This is a genomic window from Nitratidesulfovibrio termitidis HI1 (assembly GCF_000504305.1).
In the GTDB taxonomy this organism is placed as follows: domain Bacteria; phylum Desulfobacterota; class Desulfovibrionia; order Desulfovibrionales; family Desulfovibrionaceae; genus Cupidesulfovibrio; species Cupidesulfovibrio termitidis.
Window position 1 is genome coordinate 3,471,621 of the sequence record NZ_KI632512.1, and the last position, 16,489, is coordinate 3,488,109.

16 protein-coding genes are annotated in these 16,489 nt (G+C 62.7%); 7 read left to right on the forward strand and 9 right to left on the reverse strand.

The annotated features are described in order from the left end of the window. Nucleotides 1-284 precede the first annotated feature (284 nt). The 7 genes from DESTE_RS13850 (at nucleotide 285) to DESTE_RS13880 (ending at nucleotide 7,430) form a co-directional block, all read left to right on the forward strand. Nucleotides 285-2,147, forward strand: coding sequence for a sigma-54-dependent Fis family transcriptional regulator (locus tag DESTE_RS13850; protein WP_035068214.1), 1,863 nt, complete (start codon nucleotides 285-287; stop codon nucleotides 2,145-2,147). A gap of 222 nt (nucleotides 2,148-2,369) precedes the next feature. Then, nucleotides 2,370-3,164 (forward strand): sulfotransferase-like domain-containing protein, encoded by a 795-nt coding sequence (locus tag DESTE_RS13855; protein ID WP_035068215.1) that lies wholly within the window; start codon nucleotides 2,370-2,372, stop codon nucleotides 3,162-3,164. A 115-nt stretch (nucleotides 3,165-3,279) separates the two neighbouring features. Beyond that, nucleotides 3,280-4,107: an ABC transporter ATP-binding protein gene (locus tag DESTE_RS13860; protein ID WP_035068216.1), complete on the forward strand. Its 828-nt coding sequence runs from the start codon at nucleotides 3,280-3,282 to the stop codon at nucleotides 4,105-4,107. 29 nt (nucleotides 4,108-4,136) lie between these two features. Continuing rightward, nucleotides 4,137-4,922 (forward strand): ABC transporter ATP-binding protein, encoded by a 786-nt coding sequence (locus DESTE_RS13865; RefSeq protein ID WP_035068217.1) that lies wholly within the window; start codon nucleotides 4,137-4,139, stop codon nucleotides 4,920-4,922. Nucleotides 4,923-4,983: 61 nt separating this feature from the next. After that, the gene (locus tag DESTE_RS13870; protein ID WP_084559472.1) at nucleotides 4,984-5,856 is read left to right on the forward strand and encodes an ABC transporter permease; all 873 of its coding nucleotides are present in this window, start codon (nucleotides 4,984-4,986) and stop codon (nucleotides 5,854-5,856) included. Between the two features lie 63 nt (nucleotides 5,857-5,919). Next, nucleotides 5,920-6,936: an ABC transporter substrate-binding protein gene (locus tag DESTE_RS13875; protein ID WP_035070463.1), complete on the forward strand. Its 1,017-nt coding sequence runs from the start codon at nucleotides 5,920-5,922 to the stop codon at nucleotides 6,934-6,936. A gap of 224 nt (nucleotides 6,937-7,160) precedes the next feature. Further along, complete coding sequence (locus DESTE_RS13880; protein WP_035068218.1) at nucleotides 7,161-7,430, forward strand: CBU_0592 family membrane protein; 270 nt, start codon at nucleotides 7,161-7,163, stop codon at nucleotides 7,428-7,430. 109 nt (nucleotides 7,431-7,539) lie between these two features. On the opposite strand, the gene DESTE_RS13885 is transcribed toward DESTE_RS13880, so the two are convergent. From DESTE_RS13885 to hmcA, 9 genes are all read right to left on the reverse strand, one after another. After that, on the reverse strand, nucleotides 7,540-7,935 hold the full coding sequence (locus DESTE_RS13885; protein ID WP_035068219.1) for a response regulator: 396 nt from the start codon (nucleotides 7,933-7,935) through the stop codon (nucleotides 7,540-7,542). Nucleotides 7,936-8,129: 194 nt separating this feature from the next. Next, nucleotides 8,130-8,582, reverse strand: a complete 453-nt coding sequence (locus DESTE_RS13890) for an Rrf2 family transcriptional regulator (RefSeq protein WP_007526516.1) — start codon at nucleotides 8,580-8,582, stop codon at nucleotides 8,130-8,132. A gap of 108 nt (nucleotides 8,583-8,690) precedes the next feature. Then, on the reverse strand, nucleotides 8,691-9,047 hold the full coding sequence (locus tag DESTE_RS13895; protein WP_035070466.1) for a response regulator: 357 nt from the start codon (nucleotides 9,045-9,047) through the stop codon (nucleotides 8,691-8,693). A 240-nt stretch (nucleotides 9,048-9,287) separates the two neighbouring features. Then, nucleotides 9,288-10,679 (reverse strand): sulfate respiration complex iron-sulfur protein HmcF, encoded by a 1,392-nt coding sequence (hmcF, locus tag DESTE_RS13900; protein ID WP_035068220.1) that lies wholly within the window; start codon nucleotides 10,677-10,679, stop codon nucleotides 9,288-9,290. A gap of 57 nt (nucleotides 10,680-10,736) precedes the next feature. Then, nucleotides 10,737-11,417 carry a sulfate respiration complex protein HmcE gene (hmcE, locus tag DESTE_RS13905; protein ID WP_035068221.1) on the reverse strand — a complete coding sequence of 227 codons (681 nt, stop codon included), beginning with the start codon at nucleotides 11,415-11,417 and terminating at the stop codon, nucleotides 10,737-10,739. A 171-nt stretch (nucleotides 11,418-11,588) separates the two neighbouring features. Further along, nucleotides 11,589-11,726 (reverse strand): sulfate respiration complex protein HmcD, encoded by a 138-nt coding sequence (gene hmcD / locus DESTE_RS18090; RefSeq protein WP_015946222.1) that lies wholly within the window; start codon nucleotides 11,724-11,726, stop codon nucleotides 11,589-11,591. Between the two features lie 19 nt (nucleotides 11,727-11,745). Further along, entirely contained in the window at nucleotides 11,746-12,912 is a 1,167-nt protein-coding gene (gene hmcC / locus DESTE_RS13910) for a sulfate respiration complex protein HmcC (protein ID WP_035068222.1), read from the reverse strand. A 1-nt stretch (nucleotide 12,913) separates the two neighbouring features. Next, complete coding sequence (gene hmcB / locus DESTE_RS13915) at nucleotides 12,914-14,041, reverse strand: sulfate respiration complex iron-sulfur protein HmcB (RefSeq protein WP_035068223.1); 1,128 nt, start codon at nucleotides 14,039-14,041, stop codon at nucleotides 12,914-12,916. Nucleotides 14,042-14,062: 21 nt separating this feature from the next. Further along, on the reverse strand, nucleotides 14,063-15,745 hold the full coding sequence (gene hmcA / locus DESTE_RS13920; RefSeq protein WP_035068224.1) for a sulfate respiration complex hexadecaheme cytochrome HmcA: 1,683 nt from the start codon (nucleotides 15,743-15,745) through the stop codon (nucleotides 14,063-14,065). Nucleotides 15,746-16,489 lie beyond the last annotated feature (744 nt).

Consider the following 16,489-nt stretch of genomic DNA (forward strand, 5'->3'; position numbering starts at 1 on the left):
CCAGGCGGAAGGAGCCGTGGAACTTGTTTCCGACATATGGGCTCCGGCCCGGACACGGGTACGAAACTTGCTTTTTTCTCGAGGCGGGTCGTCTTCTGGCCGGGGGCCGGGGGCCGGGGGCCGGGGGCCGGGGGCCAGGGGCCGGGGGCTGGGGGAGTCCGGGGGCTGGGGGATCCGGGGGCAGGGGGATCCGGCAGGGTTCCGCGCCCCCGGCGTTGTCCGGTGGATGCCCTGCCGATATCGTTTGCCGCCCTGCCGGAAATTGTCGTCAAGCGAGGTGAAGTATGCTGCCCCCTGAAGTTCTGGAAAAGCGCATAGCCTATGAAAAGATGCTGGCCGAGATATCGGAGGACGCCGTACTGGTGCACGATATCAAGGACTTTCTCATGAACTCCATCCACAAGATGGGGGAGATTCTGAATGTGAGCCGGGTGTTTGTCTTTCAGTACAACGCCCCTGACGACGTGTTCCGCTGTCTGTGCGGATGGGATGAGCCGGATGCGGTCGGAGAAAGGAAGGAGGATGGCTTCAGCCTCTCCATCCCCTGGGCCACGCGGCAACTTGAAGCCGGCAACATCATCAACTACCGCGATATTCGTGAAATGCCCGGTCCCTGCTACAGGAAGCATCTCTTGCGGGAAGGCATAAAGTCCACGCTCAACGTGCCCTTGTTCATCAAGGGGGAACTGTACGGCTTTGTGGGCTTTGACGAGCATCGTTATCACCGTGCCTGGCAAAACGAGGATTTGTACATCCTGACGACTGCCGCCCAGATTATCGTCCGCACCATCGAGAACAAGAAATACGAAGAGAAACTTGAAGAGCACCGCAATATCCTTGCGTCCATCTTTTCAAGCGTGCAGGACGCCATCATAACCGTTGATCCATCGTTGCGCATCCTGGAATCCAACAAGGCTGCGGGACGCATTTGCGGAATTGCCGATGCACAGGGAAAGCACTTCGCCGAGTGCATCGGTTCCTGTTCGGGCAGATGCATCGAAGTGCTGCAAAAAACGCTGGAAGAAAGATGTTTGATACACGACCGGCAGATACTCTGCTGCCCGGACGCCACCGAGGGCAAGATCGCCACGGTGAACTGCTCGCCCCTTGTCAGCGGCAACAGCAACTTTGTGGGGGCGGTGCTTGTGATCCGGGACATCACCCGCTTGACGCGCCTTGAGACGGTGCTTCGGGACAGGCAGTACTATCAGGGTATAGTGGGGAAAAGCGAAAAGATGCAGGAGCTTTACCGGCTGCTCCGGTCTTTGGTGGACGTCAATGCGACAGTGCTCATCTCTGGCGAATCCGGCACAGGCAAAGAAAAGATCGCCCATGCCCTGCATTACGGGGGCCAGCGCGCGGACAAGCCGTTCATCAAGGTCAACTGCGGCGCCCTGGCGGAAACGCTGCTGGAAAGCGAGCTTTTCGGCCACGCCAAAGGCGCGTTCACCGGCGCGGAAAAGGAAAGCAAGGGACGGTTCGAGGCGGCGGACGGCGGCACCATCCTGCTTGATGAAATCGGCGACATTTCCGCAAAAATCCAACTCAAATTGCTCAGGGTGCTGCAAGAGAGGGAATTTGAAAGGGTGGGTGAGCACAGGCCGCGCAAGGTCAACGTGCGGGTCATAGCCTCTACCAATAAAGATCTGAAAAAGGCCATTGCCGCAGGACAGTTTCGCGAAGACCTGTTTTACCGGCTCAACGTGGTCAATGTGGACGTACCGCCCTTGCGGCACAGGAAGGAAGATATCCCCGCCCTGGTGGACCACTTCTGCATGCTGTTTTCCGCAAGCTACCGGAAAGCCATCGACGGTGTGTCGCCGGAGGTTTTACGGGTTCTGCACGAGTACGACTGGCCCGGCAACGTGCGCGAACTGGAACACGCCATCGAGCATGCGTTCGTGGTGTGCCAGGACAGAATCATCGGCCTTGCGCACATCCCGTCAGAAATCAGGGAACAAGCCCAGCGCAGACGGCCCGGCCCGTTCGCGGGCAGGGCCGCGGAAGACCGGGCGAGCATCGTCAACGCCCTTGCCAAATGCGGCTGGAACGTGTCCAAGGCTGCCCGCCTTCTCGGCACCAGCCGCTGGACCCTGTACCGCAGGATGCAGGAGTTCGCGGTCGAGCGTCCCGCCGAACATCTGTAGCATGCTACGCCTCTGTGGCAGGCAAAGGTGTAGCATGCTACATGGCGCGGCCCGCAACAGGCTTGCCAACGCGGTTTTCCCTGCACGCCAACAATCGGGAAATTCAAGAAAAAAATCTCATTCCGGTCATTTGCCCCCTTGGCATACGCCTTGCTCTCCCTCCGGTAACGCATTGGAAAGGTTTGGCACGTCAGTTCGCAACAACCTTCACAGGAGAGCAGTATGCACAGGATAATCTATAACTGGATGTATCCGCGTTCCCTGACAACGGTGTTCATGAGGGCGATCACCAACAGGGGAGACTTCAACACCATCTTCGAGCCCACGCTTCCTCTTTACTGGAGAGAGCGCAACGAAAAGGGCGTCCAGTCTCACCAGGACTACGCAGGCTGGCCCGTGGACTACGAAGGCATCAAGGCGAAGGTCTACCAGATCGCGGAAACGAAGCCTACGTTCGTGAAAGAGTGCACCTACCACGCCATCGATCATTACATCAACGACAACGAGTTCATGCATCGCGTCACGCACACGTTCCAGATCCGCAATCCCAAGTACGTGGTGCTGTCCTTCTGGAAGGTCATCGGTTCCCAGCGGGCGCTGCGCATCGAGGACATCGGCCCGGTGGCCTCGTCCAGGATGTTCCACCGCCTGACCGAGCTTGGCCTGCACGCCCTTGACGGCGGCAAGACCCCCCTGGTCATCGACGGCGACGACTTCCAGAACGATCCCGAAGGGATCATGGCCGCCTGGTGCGACGCCATCGGCGTGGACTACAAGCCCGAAAGCATGAAGTGGGCGCCGGAATGGCGGCCCGAGTACAACCACTGCGAGGGCTTCTACGGCGACGTAAGCCAGAGCACGGGCGTGCAGAAGAATGTCGAGGCCTTCATGTACGACGAAAAGGTCGTGAACGCCCTCTTCGAAGACCTGCCCATGCTCAAGATGCTCTACGAGCACTGCCTGCCCTACTACGAGGAACTGTACTCCTACAGGCTGAAGCCCAAGAAGCTCGCGTAGCGAACGGGGCCGAGGCATGACGCAGGCAGCCATTCAGTAAGGATACGGGTTCCCCGCGCGCCCTGCCGTGCAGGACACGGCGGACGCGCGGGGAATGACTGAAGGGGAACATCGTATGCAAACCCGGGAAGGCCATCTCCAGGTCGTCAACGCCGTAAAGGTCTACGACCCCGCCGGGGCCAACGTGCGCGCGGTGGACGATTGCAGCTTCGAGATCAAGGCCGGCGAGTTCGTGGCCATCGTCGGCCCTTCGGGCTGCGGCAAGACCACCCTCCTGAACATGACCGCCGGCTTCGAGAACACCACGGCGGGAGAAATCCTGATGGACGGCAAGGTCATCGCCGCTCCCGACAAGGTTCCCGTGCCGGGGCCGGACAGGGTGGTGGTCTTTCAGGCCGGTGCGCTCTTCGACTGGATGACGGTGCTGGAAAACATCGTCTTCGGCCCGGTGAGCACCGGAGCCATGACGGCAAGGGACGCCAGGGCCAAGGCGCTGGACCTCATCCGGGGCGCGGGGCTTGCCGGGTACGAGAACGAATATCCCATCCGTATTTCTTCCGGCATGAAGCGGCGGGTGGAAATCCTGCGAGCCCTGATCAACGAACCCAAGACGCTGCTTCTGGACGAGCCGTACCGGGCCATGGACGCCATCACCAAGGCCGTCATGCACAAGTTCCTTCTCGACGTCTTCGACCGGGTGCACAAGACGGTCATGTTCATCACCCATGACCTGGACGAGGCCGTCTACCTGTCGGACCGGGTGGGCATCATGACCACGCGACCGGGCAGGTTCAAGACCTGGATCAATGTGGACCTGCCCCGACCGCGCGACTTTACCATCAAGAAGACGCCTGAATTCCTGGAGTACAAGCGGGCGACCCTGGAAGCCGTGCACGAAGAGGCGAAAAAATCCTTTGAACGCGGTGAGCGCGAAGGCGCGTAGCCGGTTACGCAACACACCGGAGACAGACCATGGCTGACGCAATGCGGATGGAAAACGTCTGCGTCTCCTTCGGGAACAAGCAGATTCTCGACAACATCTCGCTCGCCATTGAGGATGGATCCTTTTCGTGCATCTGCGGCCCTTCCGGATGCGGCAAGACCACCATCATGTCCGTCCTCGCCGGCTACCTCATGCCGGACAGCGGCAGTTGCACCTTCATGGGCAGGCCCGTCACCGGTCCCAGCCCCGACCGGCTTGCCGTGTTCCAGGAAAATACGCTGTTCCAGTGGATGACCCTTTGGGAAAACACCCTCTTCGGACCGAAAATCCAGGGCAAGGACATGAAGGCCGCGGCGGAAAAGGCGCGGGAGCTCATTGCCCTGACAGGCCTGGAAGGCTTCGAGGGCAAGTATCCGGGGCAGCTCTCGGGCGGCATGCAGCGCAGGGCGGAGCTTATCCGGGCCCTGATCAACGACCCGCGGATACTGCTCATGGACGAACCGTTTCGCGGCCTCGACGCCATGACCAGGGGGATGATGCAGGAGTATTTTCTGCGTGTGTTCGAAAGCACGGGCATAACCATGCTGCTCATCACCTCGGAACTGGACGAGGCCGTGTTCATGAGCGACACCGTGTACCTGCTCACCACCATGCCGGCCACCATCAAGAAGCGGATGCCGGTAGCCATCGGGCGTCCGCGCCTTTTGGAGCATCAGACTTCGCAGGAGTTCGCGAACATCCAGACCGAGGCGTTCGCCATCATGGAAAGTGAGGCGCTCAAGGCGTTCGAGCACATACCGTCAACCAGAACATAAGCCCCGGCAGGACGGCTCTGTACCGCCGCATCCTGCTGGCTGCGACAACGAGGTGGCCCCCATGACCCAGCCCACAGCACAACCGGATCATGCCCCGGGCACGACCCCCACCGGTTCCGCCGGTCCCGCCGGTTCCGCCGGAAAGCCCAAGGCGTTTTTCTCCGGATACCGGCCCAAGGTTGAAAGTCTGATCACCTGCACCACCCTGGCCATCATATTCCTGGTCTGGTTCGAGGTGACGCGCAGACAGGTCGTGCCCAAGATATTCATCCCCTCGCCCCATGACGTGTTGATGGGGTTCAACGAAACCATTTTCACCGGTTACCACGGCAAGGGGCTCGCGTTTCACTGCCTGGTGAGCCTTGGCCGCGTGCTGCTGGGCTGGGTGGTGGCCTGCTTCATCGCCGTCCCCCTGGGCCTGGCCATGGGCCTGAGCTCCAAGGTACGGGCCGTGTTCGACTATCTGATCGAATTCTACCGGCCTCTCCCGCCGCTGGCCTATTACACGTTGCTGGTCCTCTGGTTCGGCATCGGCGAGCTTTCCAAGGTGCTGTTGCTGTTCCTTGCGGCCATTCCCCCGCTGACCATCGGCGCCGTGGAGGGGGTCAGGGAGATCAGCCCGTCGATCATCCAGGCGGCGCGCTCACTCGGCGCCAATTCGCGGCAGGTTTTCTACAGGATCATTCTGCCCGCGACCACTCCGGCCATCATCACCTCCATGCGCATCAGCCTCGGCTTCACCTACACCGTGCTGGTGGCGGCCGAGATCGTGGCGGCCACCGAGGGCATAGGCTGGATGGTCTGGGACGCCAGCAAGTTCATGCGCTCGGACATCATTTTCGTAGGTATCATCACCATGGGCGCCACCGGCATCGGCCTTGACGCCTGCCTCAGGATCGCCGCCAGGCGGCTTTTGAGGTGGAAGTACAATTGACGCGGCATATGGAGTGACATCGCAATGCCCCGCCTGAACCGGATTTGCGGAAAGGAGAAGACCATGCGCAAAATCAGCCTGATATGTGCGTTACTGGCAATTGCCCTGCTCATCGGCCCCGCGTACGCCCTGGCGGCGGAAAAACCCAGGAAGGTGCGCATCGGCTATCTTTCTCTGGTGAACGCCCAACTCATAGCCAAGAATCTCAAGCTGCACGAAAAGGAAATGGGCGTCGAAATCGAGTGGTACCGCTTCAATTCCGGTCGCGACGTCAACACGGCCATGGCCTCGGGCAGCCTGGACTTCGGCAACGTGGGCCTGCCGCCGGTGGCCATCGGCATTTCCGGCAACCTTACCTACTGGGGCATCCTGAACGCCAACGTGCTCGGGGCCGGCGAGGCCCTGGTGGTTCGCAATAACATCAACAGTCTCAAGGACCTGGAAGGAAAGACCGTGGTGGCTCCCTTCGGGTCCACCACCCATTACCTCATCATGAAGGCCATGATCGATGCGGGCGTGGACATCAGCAAGGTCAAGCTCATGGACATGGCCCCGGGCGAAGCCCTGGCCCCTTTCATCCGGGGCGATATCGACGCCGCCTACATCTGGGAGCCTTCTCTGGGTCACGTGGTGGCCAACGGCGGCAAGATCCTGCTCACCAGCGCAGACATGGCCCGGCAGGGCTACCTGACCTGGGATATTATCTCCGTACAGCCGGAATTTGCCAACAAGTATCCGGATCTGGTCAAGAAATTCATCAAGAGCGAACTGGCCGCCATGGAGTACTGGGAAGCCAATCCCGAAAAGTCGGCGGAGATCATTACCGAGGAACTGGGCGGCATTTCGGTTGACGACGCCAGGCGCATGATGCGCGGCACAGTGCTCGTCAAACTGGACGATCAGTTGAGCGCCGCCTATCTGGGCACCTCGCAGAAAAAGGGCCGCACGGCCAAGGACATCGTGGCCGTCGCCAGGTTCCTGCAGGAACAGGGCCGCATCAAGAACCCGGTGACGCTGGAAATGGCCGAGAAGTTCCTGCATCCCGAATTCCTGGAAGCCGTCAAGGCCGAGGCGCCATAACAGGGAACGGCCGTTCCGCGGCTGAAGACCGGCATGCATCCATAAAAGCGGGCGGGGCCGTCTGCAACGGCCCCGCATGACGGGCGCGCGCAAATCCGGTGGACACCAGCCTCCACGTCGAAGCACCGGTCGGTTGCGCGCGCCCTCTTTTCGCCAGAAAACGGGAAATCCCGCCACGATCCGGCCACGATCCGGCCACGATCAGGCAGACAAGGGCGACGGCCATGACCTACACCATCTACGATTTCATCGGCAACATCGGGCTGTTGCTGCTGCTGGGCACCTACTTTCTGCTGCTCCTGAACAAGATTGAAAGCCGCTCGGTGGTCTATTCCCTTTCCAACGCCGCCGCCTCAACGCTCATCGGCATTTCCCTGCTTGTGGACTTCAACCTTTCAGCGTTTCTGGTGGAAGTGTTCTGGCTGGCCATCAGCCTGTTCGGCATCGGGAAATGGTGTTACCTGCGGCGCAAGACGACGCCCACCGACGCCTGACGTAAAAGGGCGCAGCCGGTGCGGCGCAGGCTCGCCGCACCGGCTGCGCCCGGAGCACTCATGCCGCTTCCGCCGCCGGAAGCCATGTCCCCGTGACTGCGGATGGTTCCTACCCGGCGGCGATCAGCCCCAGGGTGCGCAGTTCGGCCAGCAGGCGGTCGAAGTCCAGCGGTTTCACCAGATAGGCGGAGATATGCCCCTGCTCGAAGGCACGCAGGGCGATATTGATGTCGGTGACGGCGGTGGTGACCAGCACGGGCACGCGCGGCAGGCCGCGTTCCGTTTCCACGGTACGGATGCGTTCCAGCACGGTCAGGCCGCTTTCACCGGGCAACATCAGGTCCAGCAGCACCACGTCGAAGGGAACGTCGCCGTTCAGGGCCTGCATGTAGGCCGAGAACGATTTTTCCGCATCATCCGTACAGACGGTTTCGAAGTGAGGGTGCAGCGTCAGGTGCAGGACACGGGCGCTGAGGGCGTCGTCTTCAACTATGAGAGCTCGCATGTGGCCTCCGGGCGGCACGCTGTCGTGGCAACACGCGCCCGGTACACGGGGCGCTGCAGGATAACCCGTGCAATGTAGCCCGGAATGCCCGGTGAATGGAAGGGCGATTTTGCGAAGGCGCATGCAGGAAGGCGCCGCGCGCGGGGGCAGTGGGAGCAGGCAGGGTCCTGGTCCTGGGCGTAGTTTGGGTCGCCTCAGTCCTGGGCGTGCGGGGAGATGTGGCAGGCGTTCTTGGGGCACAGGCTGGCGTCGCGCATCAGGTCGGCCAGGGTGAAGCTGTTGAGCTTCTTGTACATGGCCCGCGAGGCCTCGTCCCAGATGGTGCGGGTCAGGCATACGGCCATGCGCGGGCAGCAGGGGTTTTCCTCGTCGCAGGTGTAGGGCGCCAGCGATTCTTCCAGCGCAAACACCACGTCGCCCACGGGAATTTCCGCAGCGGGCTGGGTAAGCTGATAGCCGCCGTGCGCGCCCAGCGTACTGCGGATGTAGCCCGCCTTGCGCAATACCCGGATGAGCTTTTCCAAATACTTGACGGAAATGCCCTGCCGCTTGGCAATATCGCGGATGGACACGGGGGCCTCCGTGCCATGCATGGCGATGTCGAGCAGCATGCGGGTGCCGTAACGGCTGCGGGTGGTCAGTTTCATGCGTCTGCCGTGTGGTTTGCGGCGGTGTCCGTTGGCCGGGCCGCGTTCGTATCATGCCGTGTCGTTGCCGGGCTGCCCGCTGCGCAGCGTGCGTGATTGTTCGTTCCGTTACTGGCCCAGGGCGCGTCGCACGATGCCCAGCATCAGGTCCGGGTCGAATGGCTTGTCCACGGTGCCCACGGCGTTGGGCACCATCAGGTGCAGCCCGCCAAGGCCGGTCACCAGCACCACGGGGATGTGCGCGCCGCCGGGCAGGTCCATCAGTTCGCGGTACACGCGCGGACCCCACTGGCGGGGCATTTCCAGGTCCAGGGTGACCAGGTCGGGCCGCCGGGCGCGGGCCATTTCCACGGCGTCGGGGCCTTCGGTGGCCGCATCGGCCCGGTAGCCGTTGGTTCTGAACAGTGAGACGAGGTAGGCGGCGATGTCCGGGTCGTCTTCCACCACCAGGATGGACTTGGCCAGAGTGTTCTGGGCCAGAGTGTTCCGGGCCGGGGTGTTCCGGGCCTGGGTGGCGTTGGCCATGCGTCGCTCCGGGCCTCCGTTTGCGGGCCGGGCCGGGGCGCCCGTGCCATCGTGCGAGGGATGGGGGCGTTACCGGCGGGCCGGGCGGGGGGTGGCTCTCCCCATCCGGCGGCCATGCGGTCGCGTGCGGGGGGCGGGCCTTGTCATGATGTCATGCAAGGCCCGCACGTCCGGCGCGTTCTATTCGTCTTCTTCCTGCGGCTTCAGGTGCTCGGGCACGATGGCCATGCCGATGAGCAGCGGCTTCAGGAACGACCAGCGGATGCCGATCTCGTATTCTTCCTCAAGGTCGCGGATGGCGTCCCAGCAGTTGTGGCAGGGGGCCACCACCAGCTTGCAGCCGGTGGCCAGGATCTGGTCGCGCTTGGTCTTCAGGGCCACGTTGCGCTGGTGGCGGTAACGACCGATGCCGTTGAACCCGCCCCCGCCGCCGCAGCAGTAGTTGTGCTCGCGGTTGGGCGCCATTTCGCGGAAGTCTTCCGCGATGTAGCTCATGATGATGCGGGTGTGCTTGGCAAGGCCGTGGTTGCGCACGTAGTTGCAGGAATCCTGCAAGGTCACGGGTTCCTTGATGCGCTTTTCCGGGTCGATCTTCAGCTTGCCGGTGGTCAGCGCCTCGGACACCCATTCCACGTAGTGCAGGAAGGGCACCGGGGTCTGGCCGCTGGGCAGGCCCGCCCAGTAGGGGCCTTCGATGACCGTGGCGCGGTGGGCGTGGCCGCATTCGGTGCCCACGACGCGCTTGGGCCGCAGCTTTTCCACGGCGGCGTACACGCGTTCCACCTGCATCTTGCAGCCCGCCCAGTCACCGGCGAACATGGTCAGCGAGGTCTGCTCCCAGCCTTCGCTGGGCACGGTCCAGTTCTCACCCGTCAGGTGGAACAGGATGGCGGCCTCGGCAAGGTCTTCAGGATAGTGCTTGGGTTCGCGGGCGTTCAGCACGTACATGGTATCCGCGTCTTCCTTGTCGACGGGGATTTCCAGGCCCGGCCATTCTTCCTGCTGTTCCTCGGCCATCCATTCGCAGGTTTCCACCCAGTCTTCGGTGGTCACGTCCATCTGCGCGCCGTACACGCGGTGCATGCCGGAGCCGATCTTCAGTTCCCACGGCACGAAGCCCTGGGAGAAGAGCAGGCCGCGCAGGTAGCTGAACATGACGCCCATGTCGATGCCGTGGGGGCAGTACATGCCGCAACGGTTGCAGCAGGTGCACTGCGACCACGCCACTTCCATGGTGTGCATCATGAACGCGGTGTCCACCTCGCCCTTCTTGCGGACGATTTCGCCCAGGGTGGACTGGATCTTGTAGGCGGGCACCTGCTTGGGGTCGCGGTCGTTGACCCGGTACAGGAAGCAGCTGTCGGCACACATGCCGCAGTGGGCACAGATTTCCAGCCACGTCTTGGTGCGAGACTGCAAGGTCTTTTGCAGCGAAGCCTTCAGGGCTTCGACATCGACCTCCATCTCGGCCATTTCCTTGTAGTATTGCGCACCGCCCTTGTCGCCGAGCAGGGCCTTGAGGTCCTCTTCGGTGTTGACCGGACGTCTGTTGCAGAACGTTCCTTCAGGCATGGGATGCTCCTTTCATGTCCATCGGGTCGTGGCACGGTCGGATAACGGCCGGGGCCGTTACCAGGGGAAGGCCGTCCCGCGGCTGTAGCCGCCGCGCTTGATGGCGTAGTCCATGCCGAGCTGGCCGCGCGACATGAAGAACAGCACGATGTGGGACAGCTTGGTGAACGGGGCCACGATGAGCAGCAGTTCGCCCGTGATGATGTGGGCGAGCAGCCACGTTTCGTAGTTGGCCACGTGCAGCCGGGCCACGAAGCCGGTGACGAACGGCGCCGCCGAAACGGCGAGGATGAACCAGTCGTAGGCGGTGGTGAGGATGCGCACCTCGGTGAGGGCGATGCGCCGCAGCGCGATCATCACCAGGCCGATGATGGCGGCCACGGTCAGCGCGTCGGCGATGCCCATGGGCAGCACCGGCAGGCTGAAGCCGAACCGCTCGGCCAGGATGATGTTGTGCCCGGCAAGGAACAGCGGCACCAGCACCGCGCCGATGTGGAACAGGAAGAAGGCAACGGCGAAGTAGGGCTGGTCGCGCCAGCTTTGCGTGCCGAAGGGCATCATCCACTTCAGGGCGGAATGGACGCCGCCCTTCAGGCCGTGCGCCAGGTGCGGCCCGTAGGCCACGCGGTCAAGCTGCCAGCTCAGGCCGCGCACGTACCAGACCACTCGCGCCGCAAGGCCGCCGAAGAAGACCAGCAGCGCCACCCACAGCATGGGACCGGTGAGGAATGCGTACATGGTTTGCTCCTATGGCAGGCCATGTTTACAGGTGGATCTTTCGCCCGTTGGCGGCGTCAGGCTGCGCCTGCCATCTCGGTCAAATACCAGAAGAGTATGTTCCCTCATGGCAGGCTTGCCTTCCTTGCCAACGAACGAAATCTCTCACTGTAAACACGCCCTGGTCACTGCTTAGTATTTGCGAATCTTCTTGTCGCGCCCGGTCAGGAACAGCCAGTAGCATACGAAGCCCACCAGAGTGGCGCCCATCAGCAGATAGGTGATGTTCTTGGTGTGCAGCATGAACTCGTGCAGGGTATGGATTTCCATAGCGTGCTCCTTGGCTGCCCTAGTGGGCGTCCTTGTAGTCGGGATGCTCGTACAGCACCGGCATGCGCGTGGCGATGAACCGGTAGACCGTGATGATGAGCGTCACGATGAACACCGAAACGCCGATCTCCATCCAGTGCGGGAAGTAGCGGTCGGCGGCGGGCAGGTTCCAGTTGAAGGCGACGAGCGACACGTTGAAGCGGTTCAGCACGATGCCGAGCACCGCGTTGATGGACGCGATGCGCACCACGGTGACGTTCCTTTCGCGCACGCCAAGGGCGTACAGGAACGAGGGCAGCGCCACGAAGCCGAACATCTCGACCAGGAACCAAGCCCCGTAGCCGGTGCCAAGGTAGGCCCAGTCGTTGTCCATGGCGATGTCCATGGTCTTGATGAAGAAGTACCCGGCAAGCACGAACGAGGCGGCCTTGCCGAAGCCGAAGATCACGCCTTCGGCCTCCTTCAGGTGGGTTTCGTCCATCTTGTGGTGCAGCCCGGCGTGGGCCAGGGTGCCTTCGAAGATGACCATGGAAAGGCCCGCCACCATGGACGAGATGAAGAAGAACACCGGCAGGAAGCTGGAGTACCACAAGGGGTGCAGCTTGCCCGGGGCGATCAGGAACAGCGCGCCCAGCGAGGACTGGTGCAGGGTGGACAGCACCACGCCGAAGATGGTCAGCATGATGGTCAGCTTGACGATGACGTTGCGCAGCTTGCGCAGGCCCAGCCATTCCAGCGCCGCCGGGGACCATTCCACGAACAGCACGGTAAGGTAGGTTGCCACGCACAGGCCCACTTCGAACAGCAGCGAGGTGGTGCCCTGCGAGTACACCAGCGGGTAGGGCAGGCGCAGCGGGTGGCCCAGGTCGTAGTGCAGCGCCACGACCACGAAGAAGTAGCCGAGGAACGCGGTGGTGATGGCCGGGCGCACCGCAGAGTGGTAGCGCTTCATCCCGAACAGGTAGCACGAGGCCGAGGTGACGTAGCCGCCGGCGGCCAGAGCCACGCCGCACAGCAGGTCGAACCCGATCCAGATGCCCCACGGGTTGTTGTCGGACAGATTGGTGACGGCCCCGATGCCCTGGGTGAAGCGGATGAAGGTGATCACCGCGCCCACGGCCAGGATGATGCCCGTGATGATGTTGCCGGGCGTGAACAGGCCGCTCTTGGTGTTGGCGTCATGCATGTTATGCATCCTCCTTGCCTTCGCCGCCGTCGCCATTGTCGCCGGTGTCGGCGCCCTGGCTTTCGGCACGCAGGGCGGCGAACTTCTCTTCGAAGGCCTGCTCCGCCTGTTCCATGGCCTTCTTGACCTCGCGGGTCACGGCGGCGTCCTTTTCCTTGGCAGCCTTGGCAAGGGCGGTATCCATGGCCTTGGCCGCATCGTCGCGCGCCTTGGCCAGCGCGGCCTGCACGGCTTCTTCGCGCTCTTCGGCCGCAACCTTTTCCTTGCGCTTGGAGATGGCGTAGGCGCCGGTCAGCAGCACCGGCCAGATGCCCACCACCATGGGCACGGAACCAAGAGCCCCGGCCGTGTATTCCGGCGCGGACTTGGTGCCCATTTCCTGCTGGCCCACGGCGTCGAAGGGCACGCCGGCCAGGTACATCCACGCGGTGCCGCCCATTTCCAGTTCGCCGTAGACGTGATCCTGGTACCGGCCGGGGTTGCTGCGGATGCGGTCGTGGGCGATGCGCACGAGGTCTTCGCGCTTGCCGAAGGTCAGGGCCTCCTTGGGGCAGGCCTCGACACAGCCGGGCAGCTTGCCTTCCTGGATGCGCGGGTGGCACATGGTGCACTTCTGGATCAGCGGGTCGAAGGGCTCGTCGTACTGGAAGGCGGGCACGTTGAACGGGCACGCGACCATGCAGTAGCGGCAGCCTACGCACAGGCTGCCGTCGTAGGTGACGGAGCCGTCGGGGTTCTTGGTGAAGGCCTTGACGAAGCAGGCCGAGGCGCAGGCGGGTTCCAGGCAGTGGTTGCACTGCTGCTTGCGGAACACCGGATGGTCCAGACCGGCCACGTTGTACTTGTTGACCACCGTCCAGTTGTTCGCATCTGTGCGGCGCGATTTTTCAAGCACCGTCAGGTCGTCGAACTTTACCTTGGGCGCGGGCAGCTTGTTCACCTCGTTGCAACCCTGCTCGCACTTGCGGCAGCCGATGCAGCGGGTGGTGTCGTGCAGCACCCCGTAACTGTCCTTGTAGCCCTTGAAGCTCTGGTTGCCCGCCGCGACGGCCTTTTTCGCGCCTACAGCGCTCATGGCCGTGGAAACACCGGCGGTGCCCAGCAGGGTCAGGAATCTTCTCCTGTTCATGGATAACTCCTTACCGGTTTCCTATTTCGCGCGTTCCTTGTGACACTCGGCGCAGGCCGTATCCGCGGGCTTTTCCAGCTTCATGCGGTTGTGGCAGCCCATGCACTGCTGGTGGTAGGCAGCCTTCAGGCCGGGGCGGTCGCCCTTGGCGGCGTCAAAGGGCTTGCCGTGGCAGCTGGCGCATTTGGGCGGCGTCTTGCTGGCGGGGCTGTTGTGATGGCAGCCCGCGCACACGGTGGCCTTGTCGGTGTGGAACGTGCCGGCCAGCTTGTCATCGCCGATGGCGGCCATCAGGGTGTTGATGATCTTGCGGTGCGGCAGCTTCGAGGGTTCGTACTTGTCGGACAGAACGCCGATGGTCACGAACTCGGGGATGTCGTCGGCAGGCAGGGTGCCCTTGGTGGTGCGGCGGGCGGCCAGGGTGGCGGCGGCCACTTCGGCGCGCTGCTCCTTGGTGGCCTTCAGCAGGCCGCCGTCGGCCACGGCCTTGGCGTCCAGCGGACCGGAGGGGCCCACCGGATCGGCGTGGCACACCGCGCAGGCGGCTTCGGGCTGGGGCTTGGCGCCGGTCTTCATGAAGCCGTGGCAGCCCGCGCAGGCCGGGGCCTGCACCTTCTGGTTGTGGCAGCCCACGCAGCTCTTCATGGAATCGGGCTGGTGCATGGCCTTCTCGATCTGCACGAAGTTGCCGTCCTTCACGCCTTCCAGCGTGTGGCAGGTGGTGCAGTTGTCGATCTTCACATGGTGGCAGGCGCGGCAGGTGTTGCTGGCCGCTTCGTGCACCTTGTGGTTGAAGGCCACGGGCTTCATGGAACCCTTCATGCCCTTGGGGGCATCCTTGGCGCCGGGGCCCGCCACGGGCAGGACCATGGCGGCGTCAGGCTGGCCGCGATCCAGGCGGGGCACTTCGCGCACCACCTTGAACCTGGCCTGCATGGCCGGGTCGTGACAGCCCGCGCAGGAGACGGGACCGCTGTCGGTCTTGGCCGGGGCGGCGGCCACGCTGCGGTGACAGGTGATGCACTGGGTGTGCGCGGCTTCGCGCAGCGAAGGCTTCTTTTCCACGCGCGCGTCGCCGTGGCAGGCGCGGCAGGAATCTTCCTTGTTCTTGACCCAGGAAAGCTTTTTGGCGGCTTCGTCGTACACGTGGTGGCAGGCGCCGCAGTTCTTCTGCGGGTCATTCACCGGCGCGATGGCCTTGGCGGCCACGTGGCGGTAGTGCAGCGACTTGTCGAGGCCGATCTGCTTCCACGAAGAGGCAACGGGATTCGGGTTGTGGCACGAACGGCATTCGCCGTCCTGCGGCCCGGTCTTCTTGCCCGCCTTGGCCTGCTCGGTGTGACAGCCGATACAGTTGGCGTGGTAGATATTCTTCAGGTCGGCGGCGGTGGTGTCCTCAAGGCGCATGAATTTGAGCGACATCTTGCCCTTGTCGTCGTTCTTGTGGCAGGTGGCGCATTCCTTGCCGGGCGCGGCGACCTTGGCCACGGCCTCGGAATGCCGATCGTGCGGGAAGGTGACCTTCGGCAACTCCAGGTCGCCGAATTTCGCCATGACGCCGATCTCCACCAGGTCGGCGCGCTGCTCGCCCGTGGAGCCGGGAAGGGGCTTGGTCGTGCCCCGCGCATCCAGTCCGAAGACCGTGACCGCAGCCACGGCGACCAGAGCTCCCGCCCATCGCAGCAGTGATTTCGCGTTCATCATAGTGGCAGTCCTTTGAAATGAGTGAAACGCTTCCTCTGACAACCCTCAGTCGGCGTGCCGCCAGCCGGTTCCCTGCGGCTTGCGCGGCGGCACGTTCAGACAGAGCCCTGCCACGAAACGGAACCGCGCCGATGCCCCCCATGCCGGGGCACCCGCGTGTGGTCCGCATCGTGGTTCCTCCCTGTGGCGTTCACGCTATCCAGATGTATTGCCTGTGATGTCACACGGTTGTGCAACATGTGCAGGTTCATTCACCGGGTTTTTTCCGGCCGTTGGCGTCGGTCGGAAGGCGCGCGAATACCCTACTTCTAGGGTATGGAATAATTCCTACCGGAGGGGTATGCGATAATTAAGGGTGCGTCAAGCACATTTTGCGAAAAATCGGGGTTGCTCGAAGGCTTTCGCGTGTTGGTATTATTGGCTGATATATTTAATAAATTTTATGTATGTGAATGGTTGCAAACCGGTCTTTTTTAGTCCGGATTAAGGTGGTACGCCGCGTGGCGGTGGGGTGGTTTTTGCGAGGGTGCGCCCAAAAGGGTAGGGCAGGCGCGAAACGGGGGTGGATGCCGGAATACGGGTGTCGGGTTGCCGAAAAGAGGGTGCAGTATGCGGAAGGCGGGGGGTGGTCGGCGAAAAACGGGGTAAGGTCTGTTTTCTGTCGGGGGCGGCCCGGCACGGACGGAGGAAGGCTGCTGACAAAGTCTGCTTTTGTAAGCCTCCGGCTGCCGCAAAAGGGTCCCT

Excerpts from the sequence above, each read along its gene's own strand:
- DESTE_RS13885 (WP_035068219.1), bottom strand. The coding sequence starts at position 7,935 with ATGCGAGCTCTCATAGTTGAAGACGACGCCCTCAGCGCCCGTGTCCTG.
- DESTE_RS13860 (WP_035068216.1), top strand. The coding sequence starts at position 3,280 with ATGCAAACCCGGGAAGGCCATCTCCAGGTCGTCAACGCCGTAAAGGTC.
- DESTE_RS13890 (WP_007526516.1), bottom strand. The coding sequence starts at position 8,582 with ATGAAACTGACCACCCGCAGCCGTTACGGCACCCGCATGCTGCTCGAC.
- DESTE_RS13850 (WP_035068214.1), top strand. The coding sequence starts at position 285 with ATGCTGCCCCCTGAAGTTCTGGAAAAGCGCATAGCCTATGAAAAGATG.
- hmcE (WP_035068221.1), bottom strand. The coding sequence starts at position 11,417 with ATGTACGCATTCCTCACCGGTCCCATGCTGTGGGTGGCGCTGCTGGTC.
- DESTE_RS13870 (WP_084559472.1), top strand. The coding sequence starts at position 4,984 with ATGACCCAGCCCACAGCACAACCGGATCATGCCCCGGGCACGACCCCC.
- hmcB (WP_035068223.1), bottom strand. The coding sequence starts at position 14,041 with ATGAACAGGAGAAGATTCCTGACCCTGCTGGGCACCGCCGGTGTTTCC.
- hmcD (WP_015946222.1), bottom strand. The coding sequence starts at position 11,726 with ATGGAAATCCATACCCTGCACGAGTTCATGCTGCACACCAAGAACATC.
- DESTE_RS13855 (WP_035068215.1), top strand. The coding sequence starts at position 2,370 with ATGCACAGGATAATCTATAACTGGATGTATCCGCGTTCCCTGACAACG.
- DESTE_RS13865 (WP_035068217.1), top strand. The coding sequence starts at position 4,137 with ATGGCTGACGCAATGCGGATGGAAAACGTCTGCGTCTCCTTCGGGAAC.
- DESTE_RS13880 (WP_035068218.1), top strand. The coding sequence starts at position 7,161 with ATGACCTACACCATCTACGATTTCATCGGCAACATCGGGCTGTTGCTG.
- hmcA (WP_035068224.1), bottom strand. The coding sequence starts at position 15,745 with ATGATGAACGCGAAATCACTGCTGCGATGGGCGGGAGCTCTGGTCGCC.
- hmcF (WP_035068220.1), bottom strand. The coding sequence starts at position 10,679 with ATGCCTGAAGGAACGTTCTGCAACAGACGTCCGGTCAACACCGAAGAG.
- hmcC (WP_035068222.1), bottom strand. The coding sequence starts at position 12,912 with ATGCATGACGCCAACACCAAGAGCGGCCTGTTCACGCCCGGCAACATC.
- DESTE_RS13875 (WP_035070463.1), top strand. The coding sequence starts at position 5,920 with ATGCGCAAAATCAGCCTGATATGTGCGTTACTGGCAATTGCCCTGCTC.